19 protein-coding genes and 1 tRNA gene are annotated in these 23,077 nt (G+C 54.4%); 7 read left to right on the forward strand and 13 right to left on the reverse strand.

The window, feature by feature from the left end:
- Together LEP6406_RS28695 and LEP6406_RS0217410 are read right to left on the reverse strand one after the other, a co-directional pair.
- Window positions 1-956 (reverse strand): IS66 family transposase (locus LEP6406_RS28695; RefSeq protein ID WP_008315143.1); only part of this gene is annotated, 956 nt, incomplete at its 3' end.
- A gap of 167 nt (window positions 957-1,123) precedes the next feature.
- Window positions 1,124-1,708 carry a hypothetical protein gene (locus tag LEP6406_RS0217410; protein WP_008307795.1) on the reverse strand — a complete coding sequence of 195 codons (585 nt, stop codon included), beginning with the start codon at window positions 1,706-1,708 and terminating at the stop codon, window positions 1,124-1,126.
- Between LEP6406_RS0217410 and LEP6406_RS0217415 the strand changes: the two genes are divergently transcribed.
- The 3 genes from LEP6406_RS0217415 to LEP6406_RS0217425 all read left to right on the forward strand — a co-directional run bounded on the left by LEP6406_RS0217415 (window position 1,707) and on the right by LEP6406_RS0217425 (window position 4,742).
- A complete protein-coding gene (locus LEP6406_RS0217415; protein WP_193364930.1) occupies window positions 1,707-2,879 on the forward strand; it encodes a cysteine desulfurase family protein in 1,173 nt (390 codons plus the stop codon). The two genes, LEP6406_RS0217410 and LEP6406_RS0217415, sit on opposite strands and share 2 nt — an antisense overlap.
- A gap of 146 nt (window positions 2,880-3,025) precedes the next feature.
- Window positions 3,026-3,901, forward strand: a complete 876-nt coding sequence (tcmP, locus tag LEP6406_RS0217420) for a three-Cys-motif partner protein TcmP (protein ID WP_008307792.1) — start codon at window positions 3,026-3,028, stop codon at window positions 3,899-3,901.
- Complete coding sequence (locus LEP6406_RS0217425; protein WP_008307790.1) at window positions 3,894-4,742, forward strand: DUF5131 family protein; 849 nt, start codon at window positions 3,894-3,896, stop codon at window positions 4,740-4,742. The genes tcmP and LEP6406_RS0217425 overlap by 8 nt, the downstream gene beginning before the upstream one ends.
- Before the next feature lie 181 nt (window positions 4,743-4,923).
- Here the strand turns inward: LEP6406_RS0217425 and LEP6406_RS28700 are convergent, their stop codons facing one another.
- Entirely contained in the window at window positions 4,924-5,502 is a 579-nt protein-coding gene (locus LEP6406_RS28700) for a J domain-containing protein (protein WP_071992250.1), read from the reverse strand.
- A gap of 12 nt (window positions 5,503-5,514) precedes the next feature.
- Window positions 5,515-6,369 carry a YaaW family protein gene (locus LEP6406_RS0217435; RefSeq protein ID WP_008307787.1) on the reverse strand — a complete coding sequence of 285 codons (855 nt, stop codon included), beginning with the start codon at window positions 6,367-6,369 and terminating at the stop codon, window positions 5,515-5,517.
- Window positions 6,370-6,465: 96 nt separating this feature from the next.
- On the opposite strand from LEP6406_RS0217435, the gene LEP6406_RS0217440 reads away from it, so the two are divergent.
- Together LEP6406_RS0217440 and LEP6406_RS0217445 are read left to right on the forward strand one after the other, a co-directional pair.
- Complete coding sequence (locus LEP6406_RS0217440; protein ID WP_008307785.1) at window positions 6,466-7,677, forward strand: NAD(P)/FAD-dependent oxidoreductase; 1,212 nt, start codon at window positions 6,466-6,468, stop codon at window positions 7,675-7,677.
- 76 nt (window positions 7,678-7,753) lie between these two features.
- Entirely contained in the window at window positions 7,754-8,980 is a 1,227-nt protein-coding gene (locus LEP6406_RS0217445; protein ID WP_008307783.1) for a lipid-A-disaccharide synthase-related protein, read from the forward strand.
- Window positions 8,981-9,436: 456 nt separating this feature from the next.
- Here LEP6406_RS0217445 and LEP6406_RS0217450 read toward each other — a convergent pair whose 3' ends face one another.
- From LEP6406_RS0217450 to hemW, 4 genes are all read right to left on the reverse strand, one after another.
- Window positions 9,437-12,589: an MFS transporter gene (locus tag LEP6406_RS0217450; RefSeq protein ID WP_162160894.1), complete on the reverse strand. Its 3,153-nt coding sequence runs from the start codon at window positions 12,587-12,589 to the stop codon at window positions 9,437-9,439.
- Between the two features lie 100 nt (window positions 12,590-12,689).
- Window positions 12,690-12,899 (reverse strand): hypothetical protein, encoded by a 210-nt coding sequence (locus LEP6406_RS0217455; protein WP_008308523.1) that lies wholly within the window; start codon window positions 12,897-12,899, stop codon window positions 12,690-12,692.
- Window positions 12,900-13,181: 282 nt separating this feature from the next.
- Window positions 13,182-14,711: an FAD-dependent oxidoreductase gene (locus LEP6406_RS0217460; RefSeq protein WP_008308525.1), complete on the reverse strand. Its 1,530-nt coding sequence runs from the start codon at window positions 14,709-14,711 to the stop codon at window positions 13,182-13,184.
- Window positions 14,712-15,094: 383 nt separating this feature from the next.
- Window positions 15,095-16,339, reverse strand: coding sequence for a radical SAM family heme chaperone HemW (hemW, locus tag LEP6406_RS0217465; protein WP_008308527.1), 1,245 nt, complete (start codon window positions 16,337-16,339; stop codon window positions 15,095-15,097).
- Between the two features lie 268 nt (window positions 16,340-16,607).
- Here hemW and LEP6406_RS0217470 point away from each other — a divergent pair, with 268 nt between their 5' ends.
- Window positions 16,608-17,690 carry a PIN/TRAM domain-containing protein gene (locus LEP6406_RS0217470; RefSeq protein ID WP_008308532.1) on the forward strand — a complete coding sequence of 361 codons (1,083 nt, stop codon included), beginning with the start codon at window positions 16,608-16,610 and terminating at the stop codon, window positions 17,688-17,690.
- A gap of 382 nt (window positions 17,691-18,072) precedes the next feature.
- On the opposite strand, the gene LEP6406_RS0217480 is transcribed toward LEP6406_RS0217470, so the two are convergent.
- The 5 genes from LEP6406_RS0217480 to LEP6406_RS0217500 all read right to left on the reverse strand — a co-directional run bounded on the left by LEP6406_RS0217480 (window position 18,073) and on the right by LEP6406_RS0217500 (window position 21,272).
- Complete coding sequence (locus tag LEP6406_RS0217480) at window positions 18,073-18,786, reverse strand: response regulator transcription factor (RefSeq protein WP_008308534.1); 714 nt, start codon at window positions 18,784-18,786, stop codon at window positions 18,073-18,075.
- Window positions 18,787-19,145: 359 nt separating this feature from the next.
- Window positions 19,146-19,217 (reverse strand) — tRNA-Asn (locus tag LEP6406_RS0217485).
- Window positions 19,218-19,325: 108 nt separating this feature from the next.
- Window positions 19,326-19,871, reverse strand: coding sequence for an NYN domain-containing protein (locus LEP6406_RS0217490; protein WP_008308536.1), 546 nt, complete (start codon window positions 19,869-19,871; stop codon window positions 19,326-19,328).
- A gap of 389 nt (window positions 19,872-20,260) precedes the next feature.
- Window positions 20,261-20,965, reverse strand: a complete 705-nt coding sequence (locus LEP6406_RS0217495) for an energy-coupling factor ABC transporter ATP-binding protein (protein WP_008315368.1) — start codon at window positions 20,963-20,965, stop codon at window positions 20,261-20,263.
- Between the two features lie 31 nt (window positions 20,966-20,996).
- Window positions 20,997-21,272 (reverse strand): UPF0367 protein family, encoded by a 276-nt coding sequence (locus tag LEP6406_RS0217500; RefSeq protein WP_027269232.1) that lies wholly within the window; start codon window positions 21,270-21,272, stop codon window positions 20,997-20,999.
- A 283-nt stretch (window positions 21,273-21,555) separates the two neighbouring features.
- Between LEP6406_RS0217500 and psbD the strand changes: the two genes are divergently transcribed.
- Window positions 21,556-22,614 (forward strand): photosystem II D2 protein (photosystem q(a) protein), encoded by a 1,059-nt coding sequence (gene psbD, locus LEP6406_RS0217505; RefSeq protein ID WP_027269127.1) that lies wholly within the window; start codon window positions 21,556-21,558, stop codon window positions 22,612-22,614.
- The last annotated feature ends 463 nt before the right edge of the window (window positions 22,615-23,077 follow it).

A 23,077-nucleotide genomic window follows, 5' to 3' on the forward strand; every position in this document is an offset into this window, starting at 1 on the left:
ACCTGGCGTTGGCTAATATCAATCCACCCATAGCCGCTGTAGCGGTCTGAGACCACAATGCCGTCATAGGCTGGGCCAATCAGTGCTTGGGCGGCGGCTTGAGACCGGCTCAACAGAATGCTGAACACACTCACCATCGGCGTCACCAGCACCCACAGCCAACCCTGTCGCTGGGCCTGATTCTGGCCATCGCTGTTCCCCTGGCGAAAGCTAGTCTCATCACTGTGAATCACCGCTTCCCCCTGCACGTAGCCTTGCGCCTCAGCTACTGGCTGCCCCAGTGCCGCACTGGCTTCTCGGCGTAGCCGGTTGATGCTGCCGCCAGAAATCTCGATCTCAAACAGCGCTGCTAGACAGGTCTTCACCTGCTGATGGCTTTGGCGATAAGCGCCACTCAGTAAGGCCACTACTGCACTCAACCGCTCACCATAACCGCCTTGATGCACCTCTGCTGGTAATTTGCTACGGGTGGTTTTACCGCAGTGCTCACAATCTAAGGCGTGCAGGCGATGCTCGATGACGATGGGCTCAATTGGCGGTAGTTCGACAATCTGGTGCCGATAGGGCGCTGGGTCGTTTCCTGATAGCGGCTCTCCACAATGCCCACAGGTCTTGGGGCGATGCTCGAACACCTGTTTGCAGGCTTCTAGGGGATACAGCTTGCGGGAATATCCTTTGTGTCCCGGTTGGCCTCCGCGCTTCCGCTTCCCTTTGCCTTTGCCCTCCGGGTCTGGCTTAGGGGGGCCGAATCCATCCTTTGAAGGCGGCAACGATGAGTTTTGCGAATTCTGGTTGAGTTGCTCTTCGAGGTGGCTCACCCGCTCTTCTAAGCGACTGATGGTCTCAATGAGAGCGCACACCAGAGCTTTTTTTACGCTAGCCGGGGTGGCATCCCAATCTGACACAGAAATGGAGATGCCGCCGATGTCTATGGTGGGCTCGTTGCCTTCACTCATGAGCCTACCTTAACCCCTATCGAGACCCTGGAACCCTTAATTCTTCGTGAACCCCTGAAGGCTTACGTTGGAGGTAAGGGGACGAGTCCGTTTTAACGGACTTCTGCTATGAGCCAGGGCAATTTATTCCCTGGCGGATGGGCAGCGAAGCTTAAGCCGAACTCAGGTTATCCCAGGTAGAAGCGCCCATACATCACCAGATAAAGGCTATTGACGGCAATGAGTCCGACTTTCGCTAGGGGCGGTGCCCCCCGCCGCCATAGAGCGACGCTGGCCACTACCACCAGAATCCATTCCCCCAGGGCGGCATAGGCTCCAAAGTGGTTCACATCCCAGTAGGACACGGGGCTAATGAAGCGAAAATTGCTCAGGGGGAAAAAGTGGCGATGGGCATCGGCATTGTGCAGGGGCAGATCGGCGGCATCGTGGAGCAACATACTGGCAAACAGGGCCATGGCGATGGGGGATTTTCGCCAGCGGGCTAGACCCCATCCCACCAAGGCCAAGGGAATGGAATGGCTGAGGGCAAAGAAGTCCTGCCAGATGGGGGTGTTGTACAGCTCCCGCCAGATTTGGCGCTCTGGAGCCTGAACCCACAGCTTGGCCCAGCCATAGAACAAAAATAGGGGGGCATCGGGTAGGAATCCCCCTAGGCCCGCTGCCCAAGTGCGGCCAGGGGCGGGGGCGGTGGGAGTACCCTGACGGCGACCTAGAATCGCTAGATTGAGGATGATATGGCTGGGGGTATTCATGGAAAATGCTGGGGCTCTGGGGATAACACGACCGATCTACCTGGATTGCCATGCCACAACGCCGATGGATCCCAGGGTGCTTGAGGCTATGATGCCTTTTTTTACCGAGCATTTTGGTAACCCCGCCAGCATCACCCATGCCTATGGCTGGGCGGCAGAAGCAGCGGTGAAACAGGCACGGGAAAGCTTGGCTACTGCGATCGCGGCTACCCCTGAGGAAATTATCTTCACCAGTGGCGCAACGGAGGCCAATAATTTGGCCATCAAGGGGGTGGCGGAGGCGTACTGTACCCAGGGTCGCCACATCGTCACGGTGCAGACGGAGCACAGTGCGGTGCTGGATCCCTGTCGCTATCTGGAAAAACTGGGCTTTGAGATCACCTACCTGCCGGTGCAGTCGGATGGGTTGGTGGATCTGGCCACCCTGGCGGCGGCGCTGCGGCAGGACACGATTTTGGTGTCGGTGATGGCGGCGAATAACGAGATTGGGGTGCTGCAACCCTTGGCGGAGATCGGGGAGTTGTGCCGCGATCGCGGCATCCTCTTTCACACTGATGCGGCCCAAGCCATCGGCAAAATTCCCCTAGATGTCCAGCAAATGCCCATTGACCTCCTTTCCATGACCGCCCACAAGGTCTACGGCCCTAAGGGCATCGGGGCGCTCTATGTACGGCGACGCAATCCCAGAGTCTCCCTGGCTCCCCAACTCCACGGCGGGGGCCACGAACGGGGGCGACGCTCCGGCACCCTGGCCACCCCGCAGATTGTGGGCTTCCAAAGGGCGGTGGAACTGGCAATGGAGTCCGGGGCGGCAGAACAGGACAGAATTGGAAAATTGCGCGATCGCCTCTGGCAGGCCCTCGCCCCGTTGCCGGGGGTATCCCTCAACGGCCACCCCATCCAGCGCCTAGCTGGTAACCTCAACATCAGTGTGGCGGGGGTAGACGGTCAAGCCCTGCTACTGGGGTTGCGATCCGTCGTCGCCGTCTCCTCCGGCTCCGCCTGTAGCACCGCCAACCCAGCCCCCTCCCCTGTGCTCAAGGCTCTGGGCCATAGCGATGCCCTAGCCTACGCCTCTCTCCGCTTTGGTCTAGGCCGCTTCACCACTGAAGCGGACATTGACACCGTCGCCGCCGCTGTCCGGGACACGATTTTAGCTCTTAAGGCATAGCCCATTACCTTGAGGTTAGCCCAAGGTAATGGGCTAACAAGAGTTCAGGGAAGCACATAAATTGATGAGCAAGTTTTAGTGAATTGATCTAGTATATACGAACTGTCTGGCTGCACACTTGTTTAAATCATCGTTCATCAGAAATCATGGCACAAGACACCACGTCAACTGGCCAGCAATACTCTAAGTCTACTCCTTATAAGCTCAAAGGATTCCGCTATCTTATGAGCTACCATTCTCGTGTGTGCAAGCTAATTCTTGAAAAAACAAAACAACCTTATATTTACATAGACTTGAATTGTGGAGCTGGTTATCAGCCTGATTACAGGAAATTTGGTGACGAAGATCTTGGTTCCCCTATAATCGCCTTACAAGAACTCAATAAGGAAGGCATTGAACCAATATGTCATTTTTGTGATGCCAGTCACAAATCATTGGATATCTTAAAGAAAGCAATAAAAGAATTAAATCTGAAGTGCGATCCTCATTATTGGCCGGGTGAAAATAAAGATTCGCTGCTCAGAGTTTCTCGAGATCTTGCCAACTCTCAATTCAATGGTTTGGTATACTCAGATCCTAATGGCAAGCAGGATTTTCCGATCAAAGAGATTAAAAAAGTTTTTGAATTCCCTCAAATGAGAAAAGTAGATCTTTTAATGAATGTTGCAACTACATACGTGAAACGTTGGGAGTCTAATCCGAAAGTAAATTGGGAAGTCTACTCTCTTGAAGAAATAATTAATGGCCATGGAAAGGAAAAAATATTTGTGCGAAATCCTGAGAATCCCTCCTTGAAATGGACTTTTATTTATGCCACAAACTGGTGTAAGCAGAAGGATTTAACCGCAATCAAGCTTTACAGCATTGATACTGATTTGGGGAAAAGAATTTTAGATCATTTATTCAATCCTAGATCTAATCCATTGCCAGGTATCTACGATGATGGCTCGGTTGCAATTCAAGGTGATTTGAATCTGCATATCCCAAGCTCAAATCCAGGAGAAGAAAACAGTCATGAGTAAGACTTTGCATTTATCTCTTGCAGAAGAAAAAGAGAATGTTCAAGTTATCTACTTAGAAGATGGACGAAAGCTGTACATTGTCCAAAGTGATACTAGATCGCAATTTAATAGTACCAATGAAATGGTTGATTGGGCTTGGTGGACATGGAATCCTGTAACTGGATGCTGGCATGGATGTCCATATTGCTATGCGAGAGATATTGCAAATCGCTTTTATGACACAAAATTCGAGCCAACCTTTCATCCCAACAGACTTTATGCTCCACAGAATATGAGACCCATGTCCTTTGAGAGAATAAGAAATGAAGCTCAAAAGAGACGCATCAATCTGGAAGATGCTCACATATTTGCCAGAAACGTATTTACCTGTTCAATGGCTGATCTATTTGGGAAATGGGTTCCTGAAGATTGGATTCTTCAGGTCTTTGAATCAGTGAAATTATCTCCTCAGTGGAACTTTCTTTTCTTGACAAAGTTTCCACAAAGATTGCAGGAAATAAATGATAAGTTAGATGGCTTTCCGGACAATGTTTGGGTTGGAACAACTGTTGACACTCAATCAAGAGTATCCCTGGCAGAAAAGTCTTTTAGAAAAATCAGAGCCAAGGTCAAATGGTTGTCTATAGAACCCATGTTGGAGCCATTAGTTTTCGAGAGTTTAGACATGTTTGACTTGATTGCAATTGGGGGGCAAAGTCGTACTACTCAAGAGCCTGAATTTCAGCCTGAATGGAGTTGGGTGGAGGATTTAATGAGACAAGCTAGAGTATCTAATACCTCTGTCTACTTTAAGGAGAACTTGAGATGTCGTCCCAAGGAATTACCTTGGAAAATCGTCTAGTTTTGATCGCTTCAAGAGATTGATTTTTCCAATGGGTGCATCTCGAATCTTGACCAAGTATATTTGAATGAGTATAAATCTTGGTGATGCAGAAACTCCTGGGTAGTCCTAAAGGAGTACCGGCAGCATCGATTCATTATTAGCACTATCCTCTGGTGTTTTGCGGTACGTCCCAATGCCTCTAAAGCGTGAGCGTGGGGAGGGGATCTGGAGGGACAGAATCCTTTGGAGTGGGGAGGCTGGGGGCAGGATCGGGAGCGTCGGGGGCAGGGGCGGGCATCGTGGAGGTTTCGGGGGGTGGGGTGGGGGCGGTGGCTTGGATCAAGTTGCCTCGGGTAAAGCTTACCGCGACCACCAGCATCAGACAGCAGACAAAGGTCACCCCCAGAATGAAGAGGGCAAAGAGTTCCCCGGCGGACAGGGGGCGATCGGTGGGGTCTAGGTAGGCGTTGGTGCCTTCGTAGCGCGATCGCTCTGAGGCGGGGCGATTTAGATAGGCGGGAGCCTGGACGACGGCTATGCGGGAATAGCCAATGCTGTGGTCGTAGGCCAAGCGGCGTTCTGGGCTACTGAGGGTGGCGTAGGCTTCATTGAGGGACTGGAATTTAGCAGTTGCGATCGCATCTGGTAATTCCGTCGTGTCGGGGTGGTAGAGCTTACTGCGATCGCGGTAAGCCTGCCGAATCTGTTGCACCGATGCGGTCGGTTTCAGCCCCAGCAGAGTGTAGTGGGTCGTGGTTTGGCCCTTGGAATTTGCCATCGCCATCGTCCCCTAACACTGAGCCAATTCGTAGTCCGGGGTTTCTCCCCGCGTCAGACGAATCTGGGCTAGGGCAAACACCGCCGGAATCACCCGTCCATGGTTGGTGGCGATCGCCCGCCAGCCCAAATCCGCAAAGAACCAGACCCACAGGGCTGGCCCCAGCACTGCAAACATACTTCGCACCGCCCCATAGCGAGCCGTATTCAAAGCCATACCCCGAGAGGCCATGGCCACCGTCACCCGGTTTTGGATCTGCCCTGCCACCCCCAAGCCTCCACGGGCAAGGGCTTGCTGCGCTACCTGCCGACGGGCCATCTGCACCGCAAACTGACGGGCAATCTGTTGCAGCAGCCAGGGTCGCACCACCGCATTCACCGCCAGGGCTCCACTCCCCTTTGCCAGTAACCCCAGAGGATTTTCTTGGAGGGCTAGGGGCAGGGCTCGGTACTGGGGGGTATCCATAATCGTCTGGCGCACTTGTTGCTGCAAGGCCCGCTGGTCCCGAGCGGGCAGCCGTTTCCAGGCGGTTTCCAGCACATGGAGAAAGACCTCCGCTTCCAGATCTGGGGTGGAGATCGATTCCGGGCAGGTCATCTTCAGATAGCGACAGATCTGAAGCAAAATTTGGCGATAGGAAATGCGATCGCTGTTGCCCTGTAGGACCGTAAACCCATCGGCGGCTAAGTAGCGCAATCGCCCGTCAATCCGGTTCAGCCGTTCCCGGTGGCTGAGGCGCTGGAGCCCCGACACATCCGTGGCATTCAAATAGTCGAGGGGGTTCAACTTAGGGCGAAACAGCAACTCCGCTAGGGCTTGCAGTTCTTCTTCGTTGGCTAGTTCTAGCGCAGAACGGAGTTCATCCACGACTCTTTACCCGCCTAATGGGAAGCATTTTAAGGGGAAACCTGTGTCCCATTCTAAGCGCGGTAAAGTTAACGGTGCAAAGGGATTTCGTCAGAGATGGGGTCGGAGCCAGTGAGGGTAGATGTGGCGGTGATCGGAGCGGGCATGGCCGGACTCACCTGTGCCCGCAGACTCCAGGGGGCGGGCTATAGCGTAGCGGTAGTGGAAAAATCTCGGGGGTTGGGGGGGCGTTTGGCCACCCGGCGGATTGAATCCAGGGTGTTGGACCACGGAGCCCGCTTTCTGCAACCCCAGACCCCAGCGCTGCAAGCCTGGGTGGATTATTTGGCAGCGGCCCAAGTGCTCCAGCCCTGGCACCCTCAGGTGTTTCGCCTGGGGAAAACGGGGGGATTGCAGCGGCAGGATCTTCAGGAATCCCAGGAATCCCAGGAATCTCGGCCCCCCTACTGGGTTGCTCCAGCGGGGATGTCTGCCGTGGGCAAAGCGCTGGGGGCCGGATTGAAGATTCAGCGGCAGTGGCGGGTAACTGCGATCGCACCCGAGACTGAGGGTACCTGGCGGATTACGGCCCTGGAGACAGATCGGAATACCTCCGTCTCCCTCCAATCCCGCGCCCTCGTCCTTGCCATTCCTGCCCCCCAAGTCCTGGAACTGGTCGCACCCTTAGTCCAGCAGGGACTACCCACCGCCGCCTACGAAACCTTAGCAGCGGTGCACTATGACCCCTGCATTACGGTCATGGCCACCTACTCCGCTGCCCTGGTCCCCCTTTCACCTGCCGAAGACAGCCCCCTAGACGCCCGCCCCTGGATGGTCTGGGGCGAGGCCGATACGGATTTCGCCTGGGTGGGTCTCGACAGCAGTAAGCGTGCAAACACTGGGGGGATGCTTGGGGAAAACGTGGGGGGAAACAGGGTCATGGCCCCCACCGCTATGGCGACAACCGTCAACGTGGTGCTGCAAAGTAGCGCCACCTTTGCCACGGACTGGCTAGAGGCTCCTGTCCTCCAGGCAGCAGGAGAAGCGCTGCTCCACAGTGCCCAAACCCATCTAGCGCCGTGGTTAGGGCGGCCCCAGCATTGGCAGGTCCATCGCTGGCGTTACGCCCTAGTGCGGGAACCGCTGGCGGCATCAGGGTCTAATGTCCCGTGGCAGGTGAGCCAGCCCCTACCCTTGGTGGCCTGTGGGGACTGGTGCGGTTCCCAGTCGGTAGATAGTGCCTTGGCTTCGGGCTGGCAGAGTGCCGCCGCGATCGCGGCTACCCTGGATGGGCGACCCCTGCCGACGCTTGCAGAGCTGCTGGGATGAGGGTTGGCTTCGACCACACGCTTGGGGTCGAAAGATGTTCTGTAAATGTAGATGTTCCGTAAATGTAGAGGATGGCATGGGCCAGCAGATATTGTTTCTCAGCAATGGCCATGGCGAAGACCTCAACGCCACGTTGATTCTCAGCGCCCTACGGACCCTAGCGCCCCAGATCTCGGTGGCGGCGATGCCCATTGTGGGGGTTGGCCAAGCCTACGCAAACTTGGGGGTGCCCATCATCGGGCCAACCCAAAGCCTGCCCTCCGGCGGGTTTAACTACATCAATTTCGGTCGCTTTCTCAACCCTGCCAACTGGGGGCGGGATACCAATCCCCTCAGTTTGTTGCGGGATTTGGGGGCAGGACTGATTGGGCTCACATGGGGGCAAATTCGGGCAGTGCAGCGCTACAGCCGCCAGTGCGATCTGCTCTTTGCCACGGGAGATATCGTCCCCATTCTCTTTGCCTCCATCACTGGACGGCCCTTTGGGGTGTTTTTGGTCTCCACCTCCAGCTACTACGAGGGCACGGTGCGGCTACCGCTCCTAGTGCAGATCGCCCTGCGATCGCGCCGCTGTCGCCACATCTTCACCCGCGATGCCTACACCGCCGAGGACTTGCAACGACGGGGCTTTCAGCAGGCCGTCTTTGCGGGCTATCCGATTATGGATGTGCTCACCCCCAGCGGCCAGACCCTGCGCCGGGATGATCGTCCCCTCGTGGCCCTCCTTCCCGGTAGCCGCCTGCCGGAGGCGGCGGAAAATCTTGGCTTAATGCTGGGGCTCTGTCGGGCTCTAAATCCCCTGGGCTCGTTTCACGCGATCGCGGCCCTCGTCCCCGGTCTAACCCCAGATCAGGTAATCGCCCTAGCAACGGCCCAGGGCTGGGAGGCTCCCCAGCCCGGACTGCTGGTGCAGGACGATATTACCGTCCAGTATGTCTACGACGCCTTTGCCGACCTGCTACATCAGTGCGATGTGGTGGTGGGAATGGCGGGTACGGCGGTGGAGCAGGCGGTGGGTTTGGGCAAGCCCGTAGTGCAGATTCCAGGGGCGGGACCGCAGTTTACCTATCTCTTTGCTGAGGCCCAGATGCGGCTTTTGGGGCCAGCGGTGCAGACCATCGGCACCACCGCCGCCACCTCGGAAACCCTGGAGGCCGCAGCGAGAGTCCTCCACGAAATTTTGCAGGACACGGAATATCGTCAGCGCTGCCAAACCATCGGGCAAGAACGGGTGGGGCCACCGGGGGGATCAACCGCGATCGCCCGCCTCATTCTGGCTAGTACAGAAGGCAGACGTAAGTAGGGCTTTGCCCTTGTTTAGCAGACAGAAGGATAAGGGCATAAGGATGTAGGGCTGTCCCGTGCGTAGCAGTAAGAAACTTGCCTCTGTGAGCAAGACCGAGATTCCTCCCTACACTCGGGGAGTAACGGAGCGTCGTGAAGGATCTTGGACTACCCCGCCGGGAATTCAAAATTCCCGGCTAACAGGCTCTAGTCCATTTTTAAGGGCCATTAAAAATGGACTGGGAGCTGGGCTGGGGATAGGGGGGCGAGTCCGTTTTAACGGACTTCTGCGATGAGCCAGGGCAATTTATTCCCTGGCGGATGGGCAGCGAAGCATAAGTCGAGCTCAGATCTCCGTGAGCCAGACCGAGATCCCTCCCTGCGTTCGGAATGACAGGCTTCCCTGGGTTTCTTCCGGGCATTACCCAACATTTTGGGTTGGGTCGGTGGCTCCGCAGGAGTAACGCCGCCCGGTTTATGGAACCACAAATCGGGTCACGGCCAAGAACCCGGCGCTCGCTGAGGCCGCTAACGAGAATAGAGCCGAGCTAAAGACCCACCAGGCTGCGCCCGCCGCCATTTTGCGCGTTTCCCGCACTTGTCTTTGGGCTTCGTCTCCCACGGCCTGGAGTCGCCGCTGGGTTTCCTGCTGCACCCGTTCCACCTGATGCAAAACGCGATCGCGCGCCGCTTCAACCTGGTCAATGATGCCGTTGGCATCGGCTTCAGAGATGTCGTCACGGGAACTCATCACCGCCACCAGGGTTTCCCGGTCGAACTGCGTCAGGCGATCGCGCAGGGCATCTAAGCCCATCTGCGGATCATCAAACAGTTGGCTAAAGTCCCGCTTGATCCCCTCATAGTTGAGTTCGGGGCGTTCCAAACCATTCAGGTAGTTACGGACATTGTCGAACCCCTTATCGATGGTGGCCTGCACCGCCCGCTGCACCTTCTGGAGTTGTTCAACGACTGTCCTGAAGCTGGATTCCAGTTGATCGGCAATATGATTGGCCTCTTCCTCAGTCATGTCGTCCCGTTGAGCCAGCAACGCCACAAAGGTGGCCCGATCAAAATGGGAGGCGCGATCCCCCAGGCTACTCAGCCCAGCCCGAGGATCTTGTAACAAGAGCTGTAAATCGCGCTTAATCCCTTCAGGATTTAGCTCCTCTTTCTCGGTGTGGCGCAGATAGCTTTCCAGGTTGGCTTCAAAGTCCACCGCCTGTTGCTGCACCCGATTGGCTAAACGCCGGGGGGCTTTGATCACGTTGCGAATCGCTGTTTGAACCTGGTCAATGACCCGATTCACCTGCTCCTCGGTCAAGTCGTCCCGCTGGCTCAAGAGTTGCACCAGGGTATCGCGATCGACATGAGACAGCCGCGCCTGCCATGCGGTAGCACCCGCCTTTGGGTGATTAAACAGCGTGGACAGGTCGTGCTGAATTCCTTCCGGGTTGAGTTCCTCCAGATTGGTGTTACGGAGATAGTCCGCTAGGGCTTGGGTGGTCTCGTCATACTGGTCCTTAGCTGCATGGGCCAGCCTTTGGGGAGCCTGCAAGATGCTATCTCGCACCGACTCCACTTGATCGAGTACCTGATTCACCTGTTCTTCGCTGAGATCCTGGCGCTGGCTCAAGAACTGCACCAAGGTTTCGCGGTCGAACTGGGAAAGTCGAGCCCGGAGGGCACTCGCCCCCGCTTCTGGATCATCAAACAGGGTTTTGAAGTCCCGCTGAATCCCCTCGGGGTTCAGTTCTTCCCGGTGCGTATCGCGCAGATAGTCGGCTACCTTCTGACGCAGTGTTTGGGCTGCATGTTGAGCCTGATCTTGCCATTCTTGGGCTTGGGACAATACGCGATCGCGGATCCCCACCAGTTGTTCTACCAATTGGCTGGCCTCTTCAGCGGTCATGTCCTGGCGCTGACTCAGCAGTTGCTCCAAGGTGTCCCGATCAAACTGCTGGAAACGATGACTCAAGTCCTCGAACCCCGCTTGTGGGTCTGACAACAGAGTCTGAAAATCTCTGCCGATGGCATCGGGATTCAGTTCTGCTTTGTTCGTAGAGCGCAGGTAATTTTCCACCCGACGCCGTAAACCTTGGGACTTTTCCTCGATTTCCGCCTTGTGGACGATGCTAAACACGTCAACCCGAATGGCTTCTAAATGGTTGGCTAAGTCCTGATTCTTTTCTGAGGATAAGTCATCCCTCATGCTCAAAACTTGGACAAAATAGTTGCGATCAATTAAGTCCAGTTCTTGGCGAATGATGCTGGGATTCGCTTCCGCGTCATAAATTACATCACGAAATTCCTGCTGCACAGCCTCCTGATTGAATTTCCACAGGGGTGAAAATAGCAGGTAGTTTTCCAGGTCAGCCTGAATGATGCTAAAGGGTTTAGAGGTGCTGGCGGACTTGCCCTTTAAGGAACCCTTAAGATGACCGTTGGTGTGACCATTGGATGATCCATTGGACTGCAACATATTGCTGCCCAAAGTCCACAATTGCCCGCCAATTTTTTCGACATCCACATCGGAAAGATCAACATCCTGTAGCACCCGGCTCAGTAATGCCGTCGCGCCAAACTGAACCGCCTGACTGGTCAAGCTACCCCTGGGCTGACGTTGGGCCGAAGTGGTTTTGATGAGTTGATTGAGACGATCGCTGAGTTCACCCGATTGCAGATCTTCCGGATCCGCAGATTTCAACTGTTTCAGTAAGGCTTCGGTATCGACCTGATCCTTTGACCCGACAACCTTCTGCCAAGCGGCTTCCAACTGATCGGTAATGCGATTGATATCACGTTTCGAGAGATCGGTGCGGCTGCTCACCAGCTTCACAAAGGTGTCGCGGTTGACGTTCTTGAGCAGATCACTGTCGGCGACCGACCCCAAGTCAGCATCCTGCAACAGCTTTTCAAACTGTCCCCCCAGTTGATCCAGATGCAAGTTAGGCAACTGGACTTTGTCCAAGGAACTTTGCAGCGTTGTCCGAATCGTATCGGGATCAAAGCCTGCGGTTAACTCCCGCCGTACCGCTGCCGTGACTTCTTCTGCGGTAGAAACGATTTGGCTTTTGGCCAGGTTAGCCCCCAGCAGGCTACCGCCAGCCCCCAGCAAGCTTTGTACTCCGGCGGTGGCAGTACCGATGATTGACCCCAGCAGTGACCCTAGGGCGCTAGAGCTAAACCAGGTCAGGGCAGTAAAGAAAACTGCCCAGATACTTATCCCTGTAATGGCTCCCAACCCAGGGGTGCCCACAAGACTCAGCTTGACCGCTAGAAAGGAGGCGATAAATAGGGCAATGCTGACGCTGATCAACAGCCCCAGACCCACTTTGGTCTCAATGCCGCGAACGGTGTCCCCCAGGCTTTCTGAGTCACCGTCTTTCGACGGGCGATCGGGGCCAGCAATAACTGCGATCGCAAGATTAGTAAAGAGCAGTTGAAAGGCGAAGGCCATCACCACGCCTACTACCACCGCCAGTAGGAAATTGGGACTTGAAAATAAAACCACAGGTTCACTCATGGGTAATTGTCCTAAAAGCTGATTGGGCGTTAATGCCGCAGCCCAGCCACTGGAGTTGCCAAAATCAAAAGCCACAGTCATCACCATCATTACAGCTACACCCATGACAATGAAAAAACGTCTTATTCTACGTCTTGAAAGCATTTTTGTTAACTCCGAAATAAAGTTCAAAATCCAGTCCTATTCATGTCAGTAATAGACGAAATCAATCATTCTTGTAATTGACATCTAGCCAACACTGGGGCAGATCCTCACCAGAGGGGAAAAGTAAGTTGTTTTTCTGTTTGGGCTCAGGATCTTGCTCCTCCTCCCCAGCTTGCACCCGAATTGTAATTTCGTTTTTCATGGGATTAATCAAGGATTCAAAATCCATGACTTTTACCAGATTGCCTGTTTTCTTTTCTTGTAGCAACATAAGTGCTCTCACTAATTAGGGTTTGACGATGCTATACCGATTCTGCATGAGCCTTGAGTAAGCTTCTTGCTCCGTGGGTTACCCTTCGTTTCACCCATGCTACGAAGGTCTTCAGAAATTAAATGGGATTGCTATATGGCGTAAAACCTTCGACATAGGCTTTGACTTTGGCAAAGTTGTAACGTATCGTCCGGCAAGGGTGGATGCGTAACAGCAGCCAACAAATAATTCGGGAAAATGATTAGGATTGGGGTTGCCTACTGAGACGATTAGACGAAAGCGTTAACTGACGGTTTGGACGGTTTGCTGTTCTAAATCCTTGACGGATGGCCCGTGAATTACCTTGCCATCGCAACTAAATCGAGAGCCGTGACAGGCACAATCCCAACTCGTCTCGGCGTTGTTCCAACTGACAATGCAAGCCAAGTGAGGGCACACGGCAGAAACCGCATGAACTGTGCCCTGATCATCCCGGTAAGCGGCGATCTTATTCCCATTAATTGTGAGCAGTTTGCCTTCACCCTGAGGCACCTCGGTCAAGGCAGAAGACTCAAGATTTTTGAGGCGATCGCCCACCCAACGAGCGGCAACATCCACGCCATTCTTAATCAGGTCTGGCTTCAAAAATGGCGTGGCCCGAGTGGCATCGTATAGCTCAGCGTAGGGATTCTCCTGCCCTAAAATTAGATCCGAGAGCAGCATTCCCGACATCGTTCCCTTCGACATGCCCCAGAGACTAAATCCAGTAGCGACATAGGTATGGTGGCTAAAGGGTGTCAGTTTACCCACGTAGGGCAGTCGATCAAACGACACCATATCCTGAGTTGACCAGCGGTAGGATATGGCATCAATGTTGAAGCGATCGCGGACGTAGGTTTCCAGTTTTTGGTAGCAGGCTGCTGTATCCGTGACCGTACCCACTTTATGCCCTTCCCCGCCCACTATCAGCAGTAATCCACCATCATGGGGCGTGGTGCGAATGGAATGGGACTCCTTACCACTGCCGATAAACATGCCCTCCGGTGCTGTTTCGGGATCAATTTTTGCGCCTACCAGATAAGACCGTTTGGGATGGGTTTTGGCGAAGAAAAGACCCTGATCTAAAATCGGCAGATTGGTGGCCACAATCACATCGTGGGCGTTAATCACCCCTTGTTCAGTGATCACCTGACAGGGTTTTTCTTCTTCAACCTTGAGCACTCGCGTGTGCTCAAGTAAATGACTACCATCCCCTGGAATGGTTTGGGCGAGATGGAGCAGATATTTGCGGACGTGAAACTGAGCCTGATTGTCAAATTTGACGGCACCCGCGATCGCAAAGGGCAGCGATGTTTCTTTCACAAAGGAGGCTGGCAGCCCTAGTTTGAGCGCGGCTTCCACTTCATCCTTAATTTGATTAAGCTCACTGTCTGGTTCGGCAAAGGTATAGGCACTTTGACGGCTAAAATCACAATCAATTTGCTCTGTTGCGACCAATGCCGCAACATATTCAATCGCCGCTTGATTGGATGCTCCATAAAGTCGCGCTTTGGGTTCACCAATTTGCTCGATCAAATCGGCATAGATCAATTGATGTAATGAGGTGACCTTAGCCGTCGTATGACCGCTGACCCCTGCGGCAACATGACCAGACTCAATCACTGCAACGGTTTTCCCCGCTTTCTTAAGCCGGGTAGCAGCCGTTAATCCCACTATCCCAGCGCCGATGATAGCTACATCCACTGCAATGCCGTTGCTAAAAGCTGGATAGGCTGTAGTGGGGGTTGAGTCGATCCAAAAGGAGACCGGTTTTCTCGATGAATTTGTCGTCATATTTATTTAGCCAGTTCTAAAATTCCGGGTTGGGTGCGATCGCCTTAACTACCACATAGTGGTACTGTCAGTCAGATCACTACTGCCAGATCACTACTGCTTTCTGAACTTTGCCTTCAGAATTCTTAGTCCTTCAGAATTCTTGGCTGCGGCCTTGGCTTTATCTGGCAAACTCATGCTAATCACCCTAAATTGAGCACATTAAAATTGAGCAAATCCGATCGAAGTTGCGTTTAAGAATTCGGCCTATGGGCTTATCGTGATCGATAAGCTTTTGATTTGATGGATGATTTGATGAGGCTCTGAATGAATTGATTGAATATGATGCAAAACTTAGGAGTAGCGATCAAATAATGTGGGATAGCCTCCCGGCTGTCCACGCTCTAGGATTCGCTGCACCAGTCGGCAAACAGCGTGACGAGAACCTGATTGGAAAAGAGGAAGCCTTCGGGATCGGTAAGGCGCAGATGGGGATGGGGATCGGTGCTCCATTGAACCCAGCCCTGCTCCTGATGGGGGGCTAGGCATCGCTGTAAATCCACGAAGGCTTCTGGCCCTAAATCCAGCGGCAAATCCGACAACACCACCCCTTCGGCTAACCGCAGTCCCACCATCAGTCGGTCTAGCCATTGTTCTTGGAGCGGGGTAACATCGCAGTCTAGCTGTCCCCCGGCGGCTTCATAGTCCTGTACCCATTGCTGGTAAGTGTGGGTGGTGCGGGGCCGACCAAAACGCTGGTACTGGGTGTAGCTGGTCGCCCCCATACCAAACCCGTAATAGGGACGATTTTCCCAATAGACGCGGTTATGGCGGCACTGGTGACCGGGGCGGGCATAGTTAGAGATCTCGTAATGGTCATAGCCAGCAGCGGTGAGGGTGGCCTGGGTGCGGCGGTACATCGTCGTGGTGGCGTCGTCCGGGGGGAGGGGATCATCCCCTGCCCGGTAGCGGCGATGGAAAACCGTGCCCGGTTCCACCGTCAGGTCATAAACGGAAATGTGCTGGGGATGAAGTGCGATCGCAGATTCCAGAGAGTCCTGCCAGATCTCCAGGGTTTGGTGGGGCAGTCCCGAAATTAGATCCAGACTCCAGGTAGGGATTGCCGCCCCCTGGAGATCCGCCACCGCCCGGTCAATATCAGCACACCGATGGGTGCGACCACAGGCCGTCAGGAGTTCGTCTTGAAATGCCTGCACCCCGAGACTGACCCGGCTGATCCCCAGGGTTTTGAGACGCTGGATCTGCGATCGCCCAAAGGTACCCGGATCCATCTCCATCGAAATTTCCGCCCCAGTGGCAATACCAAAGCGTTGATCTAAACAGTGGAGAATCTGCCCCACCTGGTCCACCGCCAGCAAAGAGGGGGTGCCACCGCCAAAAAACACCGTAGTCAGTGGGGCAGCAGCAGATCCCAGCACCGGAGTCGCCCGAATTTCCCGACACAAAGTTTCCACATAGGTTGCCATGGTGGGGGAGGTTTCCCCTCGGGCCTGGTCCCCCGCGACAGCAATAGGAAAGTCACAGTAAAAACAGCGGCGGCGGCAGAACGGAATGTGGACATAGGCAGCGGTGGGCGGAGCAGCAGACTGGGTAAACAGTGATCCCCCCGCTTGGAGAACGGTTGACACGATAAAATCCCTCGGACAGCCCCTCAAGCAGAGGAGTATGGTGGTATTTGTAATGAAGCCAGGTAATGACGCCAGACTAGGGCAGAATTATGGCGGAATTACGGCAGAACTGGAATGGACGGGTAACAACTCTCGGCAAAGTCCACAAAGGGGAAAATTCCCTCATTGGCGGCGATCTCGTTCAAAATTGGACGCGGATGTCTAGAGTCCAAATCCCAGTCCTGGCTCCAGTCCCTGTATATCCTGTGTAGCCTGTGGGCTGAACACCATGCTAGATGCACTCATCGTATTTTCATTCATCCTGGCTGGTACAGGCATTGGCTTCTATGCGCCGGATCTTCTCCCCGCTGATACCCTCCGACAGGTCAGCAGCCTAGAGGGACTCAGCTCCGTCACTGGCGGTTTTGGGGCATTGATCGGCACTGCCCTGGGGCTAGTGGTACAGACCAGCTATCGCCGCTTAGAAAAACAAATTCGCGAACTGCCCCCCGACCGTCTTCTCAGTCGAGCCGCAGGATTAGTGCTGGGGTTGCTCATTGCCAACCTGATGCTGGCCCCTCTATTTTTGCTGCCGATTCCCGCTGAGTTTGGCTTCATTAAACCCCTGACAGCGGTGATGGGAAGCGTTCTTTTTGCGGTCTCGGGCATGAACCTGGCGGATACCCACGGGCGATCGCTGCTGCGGTTGATCAGCCCCAACAGCATGGAATCCATGCTGTTGGCGGAAGGGACGCTGAAGCCCTCTAAAACCAAGGTTGTGGACACCAGTTGTATCATCGATGGGCGGATTCAAGGTCTGATGGAAACGGGGTTTCTAGAAGGCCAAGTGCTAGTGCCCCAGTTTGTGCTCCAGGAACTTCAGCAGGTGGCAGATGCCTCCAATGACCAAAAGCGGACTCGGGGCCGTCGAGGGCTGGATGTCTTGAACCGGATCCGGGAATCCTATCCCAACCGGGTGGTGATCAGCGCCGCTGACTATGAAGACATCCCCACGGTAGATGCCAAGCTGGTGAAATTGGCCCAGGAACTCAATGCCATGCTTCTCACCAATGACTACAACCTCAATAAGGTCGCTAGTTTCCAAGAGGTAGAGGTGCTGAATATCAACGATCTCTCCCAGGCCATTCGTCCCAGTTATCTGCCGGGGGATGACATTGAACTTAAAATCCTTAAGGAAGGCAAGGAGCCCCAGCAAGGGGTGGGCTATCTCAACGACGGCACCATGGTGGTGGTCGAAGAAGGTCGCGACTACATTGGCGATGAGATTGATGTGGTGGTGACCGGGTCGCTACAAACCTCCGCCGGTCGCATGATTTTTGCCCGCCCCAAGGAATCAGTAATGACATCTTGATCGGGAATGCCCTTAGCCCAAAGCATGACGCTTGAGAAGAACAAGGGTGATGTCGTCGTAGACCTGATTCCGGTCCCCTCGCCCCCTGGGAGAGGGCTAGGGCTTCGGCGTGAGCTCAGCCGAACGGTGAGGGACCGAGGTGTACCACGATGGAACGGCCAGGATATTGACGCCGCCGAGTACTGGTACTGGGCGGCGTAAATCCCTGGTTGACTGACAACCGTTAAGGGGCGGTTGGTTAAAACCGCGCCTATACAGTCACTAGCGCAGCATACCCGAAGGGTTATAAGCCGCCTACGCGGGTTAGTGCCTGCGCAGGTTATTTAGTCGGCGAAGGCCGACTTTGTTTGTATAGCAGCGGTTTTAACCGCCGTAAGTCTAGCTAGTCACCTTCCCCGAGGGGCAGTTCTAAGCAGTAGCCCGCGCCATAGACCGTTTTGATGTACTTAGGATGGCGGGGATCGGGCTCCAACTTCGTCCGTAGATGGCGGACATGGACCCGGATGGTCTCAATGTCATCATTCGGGTCGTAGCCCCAGACTTCCTTCAAAATTTCGCTGGGGGACACCGTCTGACCATGGCGCTGGAGGAGGCAGTGGAGCAACTCAAACTCTAGGTGGGTAAGTTTGACGGTGCCATCAAACCAGATGGCCTCAAAGCGCTCTGGAATCAGGGTTAAAGGCCCATAGTTTAGGATTTCGCTGTGCTTTGCCGCCTGGGGAATGCGGTCGGTGCGGCGCAATAAGGCCCGTACCCGCGCCAGCATCTCCTCTAACTCAAAGGGCTTGGTGAGGTAATCATCGGCTCCAGCATTGAACCCATCCACTTTGTCTTGAGTTTGTCCCAAGGCTGTCAGCATCAGCACTGGCACATCGGAGGTCCGGCTATCGCGCCGCAATCGCTGGCAAACCGTGAGGCCATCCACCTTAGGCAGCATCAGGTCCAGCATGATCAGGTCCGGCAGCAGTTGCACAGCCAGAGCTTGACCTTTAATGCCATCGCTAGCTTGGCTCACGTCGTAGCCAGCCATCTCTAGGTTGATAGCTACCAATTCCGAAATGGAAGGATCGTCGTCAATGACCAATATGCGAGGCATCATCCAATCACGCTTTTTATAAACTACGCCTAAACATAGGCGACCTTAACGATGAGTATGATACGAATCGTGTACAAACTCGAAGATTATTTGCCTAAATTATAAAGATGCACACAAATTATCCCCATGGAGCGAGTTCCTCCGATGGGATTTAAGATTTGCTTTACATTTCCCTGCCATTACTTCCACAATTCGTCGGGTACCGCTTGGCAGGAATGTCTCTACTCCTGATGCGAATACTGGCGCGCCAGTAATTTGCTGGCTGCTAGCCAGACGCCTACGCCTACACGTCGGAACCCCAATAACCAGGCCCGTTATTTTACTGCCAGCCGCTGGGTAAGCAATGGATTTTAATAAAACTCCCCAGGTAGGATTCGAACCTACGACCAATCGGTTAACAGCCGACCGCTCTACCACTGAGCTACTGAGGAACGCAGGATCTATCCTAGCCGCAGAATGGGAGCTTTGACAAGAAATTCTAATGAGTTCTTGGGATGGATGACTCGTGGCAGCGGGTGTGTCGATATGGACCGAGGGGCTTAGGCCCTACCATTTCGCATCTGTCGGAGGCGTTCCTGGGCTTCCGGTGACAGGGAGTTGGCTAAAAACCGCTGGGGAGATGGGCCTCGGTGGCGCTGGCGTTGATGGTGTTGCCGCTGCTGTTGAAGGAGGGTGGTCATGTCGATCGCCAGTTGGTGGGCAGACATCCATTCTGCTCCGTAGCCGATGACGGTGAGTCGCTGAGCCCGGTCAGAGGTGGCGACAATACGGCGTTGGTCATGATGGCGGAGGCGGGCACACCAGCACTCGATGTAGGTATCTGCGGTTTCCCCGAAGGCGGTGTAGTGGATTGACAGGTGGTGGGTAATGGGTTCAATAGCGCGAGGGTTGGGTTGGGCGTAGGCATCAAAAATCAGCCTCACCTCGAAGTCTTTGTAGGCGGCGTAGTTGACCAAGGATTCTGCAAGTTGGTGACGAGCAGACTCTAGACCTGACTGATCCCGCACCTGCGTCAACTGTGGACAAGCCCCGATGATGTTGTAGCCATCGACAAAAAGCAGCGCTACTGGCCCTACGTTAGCCATGGGATAAGGAGGGCATATGCCTAATGAGCAATCTGTTTATTTTTTTAATATAGTCAATCCTGCCGGACCTGTACTCCTTCTCCCGTTGGCTTCGACTCCGCTCAGCCAACGGGAGAAGGGGGGCCGGAAAGTCTTGTCCGGCTTCCTCCACTCTGCGGGAAGCAAGCTATAGCGGTTCTCACTCGGGTTAAGTACAGGCAAGGGGCTTAAGCCCCTTGTTCCCCGAATTGCCATCAAGTTGAGCTGTACCTCATCCATTAGGGAACCGCTATAAGTCAATTTTGGGGAGACGGGGACTGTATAACCTAACGGCATTCGAGCAAGGCTTAAACTGCCCGATAGGGCTTGGGGTGAGGGCCAAGATGGGGGTACACAGTAGGCCCTAGGCCCTAGGACTGGGGATGGATGGATGGGGTCAAGGTGCTTTCTAGGCGGTGACGGATGGTGGTGGGATCGCCCTGCTCAACCACCCGGCCTTGACGGAGAAGGAAGGCGCGATCGCAGTAGTCTAACTCCATCAAGCGATGGGTGACCCAGAGCGCAGTCAGGTGGCGATCTTTGACCAATTGCCTCACCTGCTTTACGAGCTCTAACTGGCTATCGGGGTCTAGAAGGGCTGTGGGCTCATCCAAGAGCAACACATTGCTATGGCGGGCGATCGCACCGGCAATGGCCACCCGTTGTTTTTGCCCCCCACTCAGGGCATAGATGGGCCGCCGCATCAGGTGTCCCAGGTTCACTGCATGGAGGGCTTCGCCGACGCGCTGACGAATGGTGGCTAGGGGCAGTTTTTCATCCACTAACCCGAAGGCCACATCGGAGCCTACTGTCGGCATAACCAATTGGTGGTCAGGATTTTGAAACACATACCCCAGGGGTGGGGTGAGGGTAATAGTGCCCGACTGGGCCTGTAATAGGCCCGCCAGAATCTTGAGCAGGGTGGATTTACCACTGCCGTTGTCCCCCAGTAGCATACAAAACTCACCGGGGTTGACCTGAAGGGAACAGTTGTCGAGGACAACTGTTCCCGAGGGCCATTGAAAGGAAACCTGATCAACGCGGATGGCAGGGGTATCGGTCATCAAATCGGTCATGAAAGAAAATTTAGGGCAGGGCTTCCGAGACCTACTGTTCCCCAACCATGGAGAAGAATCCGGGGGGCTTGCCGGAAGCGGAGGTGGTGCCTGACTTTTCGTAAAGCTGGACAGCAGCCACCTCACTACTGAGAACACTGAGGTGCTTGTCAGGGACTTGCTCACAGGTCAACTCTAGGAGCGTGGACCCTCCGGATTTGAGTGCTGCCACGATGCGGTCGTATTCAGTCTTAGCCTCTTCCATGGTCTTTTTTTGGACATTGAGGGGGAGGGGTGACTGTTTTAGGTTGATTTCGAGAGTGTACATACAGTAGGTCAGTAGGTCATAAGGAGATAGATCCACTATGCAGTATCTCAGAGAATCCTGTGTCCTAGAGGAGGGCTGCCAGGTGGACAAAGGTTCACCTGGCATGACTTACGTTCACCGCCAAAATATTCCAGCTTCTGCGGTGATTAATGAGATCGTTTATAGTAAAGAATAGTTAAGGGCAACTCATATTCGGCATCCCTGGCTCTTATTTATCCTAGATGGCTAGATAGTCGATGCGAGTCTTCCCTGCTTTTACTGAATCCATTTGGAGAATTGCGCTATGACCATAGCAATGGGACGCGCACCCGCTCAGAGAGGATGGTTCGACGTCCTCGATGACTGGCTAAAACGCGACCGATTCGTCTTTATCGGGTGGTCCGGACTCCTGCTATTCCCCTGCGCCTTCATGGCCTTGGGGGGCTGGCTCACCGGCACCACCTTCGTAACCTCCTGGTACACCCACGGACTTGCCTCTAGCTACCTAGAGGGCTGCAACTTTCTGACCGTTGCCGTTTCTTCCCCCGCTGACAGCATGGGTCACTCCCTACTGCTGCTGTGGGGACCCGAAGCCCAAGGCGACTTTGTGCGCTGGTGTCAGATTGGTGGTCTGTGGAGTTTCACTGCCCTCCACGGAGCCTTTGCCCTCATCGGCTTCATGCTGCGCCAGTTTGAAGTAGCCCGACTGGTGGGACTACGCCCCTACAATGCGATCGCGTTTTCCGCGCCGATTGCCGTGTTCGTCAGCGTATTCCTGATGTACCCGTTGGGCCAGTCCAGTTGGTTCTTTGCCCCCAGCTTTGGGGTAGCGGCCATCTTCCGTTTCATTCTGTTCCTGCAAGGTTTCCATAACTGGACCCTGAACCCCTTCCACATGATGGGAGTAGCCGGAGTATTGGGGGGAGCCCTGTTGTGCGCCATCCATGGTGCCACCGTTGAGAACACCCTGTTCAAAGATGGTGAGAACGCCAACACCTTCCGCGCCTTCGAGCCCACCCAGGCCGAAGAGACCTACTCCATGGTGACCGCCAACCGCTTTTGGTCCCAGATTTTTGGGATTGCCTTTTCCAACAAGCGTTGGCTGCACTTCTTCATGTTGTTTGTGCCCGTCACTGGGTTGTGGATGAGTGCAGTAGGGATTGTGGGTCTAGGGTTGAACCTGCGGGCCTATGACTTTGTCTCCCAAGAGATTCGCGCTGCTGAAGACCCTGAGTTCGAGACGTTCTACACCAAGAACATTCTGCTGAACGAGGGCATCCGGGCTTGGATGGCTCCCACCGACCAGCCCCATGAGAAGTTTGTATTCCCCGAAGAGGTTCTACCTCGCGGTAACGCGCTGTAGACTGCCCCTGCGGAATTTACATACTTTGAAAAATAATGAGGGCCGCCCATGGGCGGCCCTCATTATTTTGGAGATTATTTTGGAGAATTATAGCGGTCCTTACTTGGGTTAAGTACAGGCAAGGGGCTTAAGCCCCTTGTTCAGGGAACCGCTATATTTTCGAGAGTCTCAAGGGCCATCTGGGAAGATACCAAGTTCGGCGTCGAGTATGCGGATTGGGTGGGATAGGGACGGTAAATACAGAGAAGCTCTTCGCCCTAGTATCGCAGGGCGTAAATCAGCCCACTATATTCTGGTCCCCTCTCCCCGTGGGAGAGGGCTAGGGTGAGGGGCCGAGGTGTACCACGATAGAACGGTTAGGGTATACGCCGCAGAGTACTAGTCGTGAAGGTTGAGGACTGTTTCTGTTCGTTATGTCCGTTAGCTGCTTTGCTAATCTGCTTGACTATCGCATCATTATCTC

The organism is Leptolyngbya sp. PCC 6406 (assembly GCF_000332095.2).
Taxonomy (GTDB): domain Bacteria; phylum Cyanobacteriota; class Cyanobacteriia; order Phormidesmidales; family Phormidesmidaceae; genus PCC-6406.

Excerpts from the sequence above, each read along its gene's own strand:
- LEP6406_RS0217455 (WP_008308523.1), bottom strand. The coding sequence starts at position 12,899 with ATGTTGCTACAAGAAAAGAAAACAGGCAATCTGGTAAAAGTCATGGAT.
- LEP6406_RS0217450 (WP_162160894.1), bottom strand. The coding sequence starts at position 12,589 with ATGGGTGTAGCTGTAATGATGGTGATGACTGTGGCTTTTGATTTTGGC.
- LEP6406_RS0217500 (WP_027269232.1), bottom strand. The coding sequence starts at position 21,272 with ATGTACACTCTCGAAATCAACCTAAAACAGTCACCCCTCCCCCTCAAT.
- LEP6406_RS0217415 (WP_193364930.1), top strand. The coding sequence starts at position 1,707 with ATGGAAAATGCTGGGGCTCTGGGGATAACACGACCGATCTACCTGGAT.
- LEP6406_RS0217495 (WP_008315368.1), bottom strand. The coding sequence starts at position 20,965 with ATGACCGATTTGATGACCGATACCCCTGCCATCCGCGTTGATCAGGTT.
- LEP6406_RS0217445 (WP_008307783.1), top strand. The coding sequence starts at position 7,754 with ATGGGCCAGCAGATATTGTTTCTCAGCAATGGCCATGGCGAAGACCTC.
- LEP6406_RS28700 (WP_071992250.1), bottom strand. The coding sequence starts at position 5,502 with ATGGCAAATTCCAAGGGCCAAACCACGACCCACTACACTCTGCTGGGG.
- psbD (WP_027269127.1), top strand. The coding sequence starts at position 21,556 with ATGACCATAGCAATGGGACGCGCACCCGCTCAGAGAGGATGGTTCGAC.
- LEP6406_RS0217470 (WP_008308532.1), top strand. The coding sequence starts at position 16,608 with ATGCTAGATGCACTCATCGTATTTTCATTCATCCTGGCTGGTACAGGC.
- LEP6406_RS0217490 (WP_008308536.1), bottom strand. The coding sequence starts at position 19,871 with ATGGCTAACGTAGGGCCAGTAGCGCTGCTTTTTGTCGATGGCTACAAC.
- LEP6406_RS0217480 (WP_008308534.1), bottom strand. The coding sequence starts at position 18,786 with ATGCCTCGCATATTGGTCATTGACGACGATCCTTCCATTTCGGAATTG.
- tcmP (WP_008307792.1), top strand. The coding sequence starts at position 3,026 with ATGGCACAAGACACCACGTCAACTGGCCAGCAATACTCTAAGTCTACT.
- LEP6406_RS0217440 (WP_008307785.1), top strand. The coding sequence starts at position 6,466 with ATGGGGTCGGAGCCAGTGAGGGTAGATGTGGCGGTGATCGGAGCGGGC.
- LEP6406_RS0217425 (WP_008307790.1), top strand. The coding sequence starts at position 3,894 with ATGAGTAAGACTTTGCATTTATCTCTTGCAGAAGAAAAAGAGAATGTT.
- LEP6406_RS0217410 (WP_008307795.1), bottom strand. The coding sequence starts at position 1,708 with ATGAATACCCCCAGCCATATCATCCTCAATCTAGCGATTCTAGGTCGC.
- LEP6406_RS0217460 (WP_008308525.1), bottom strand. The coding sequence starts at position 14,711 with ATGACGACAAATTCATCGAGAAAACCGGTCTCCTTTTGGATCGACTCA.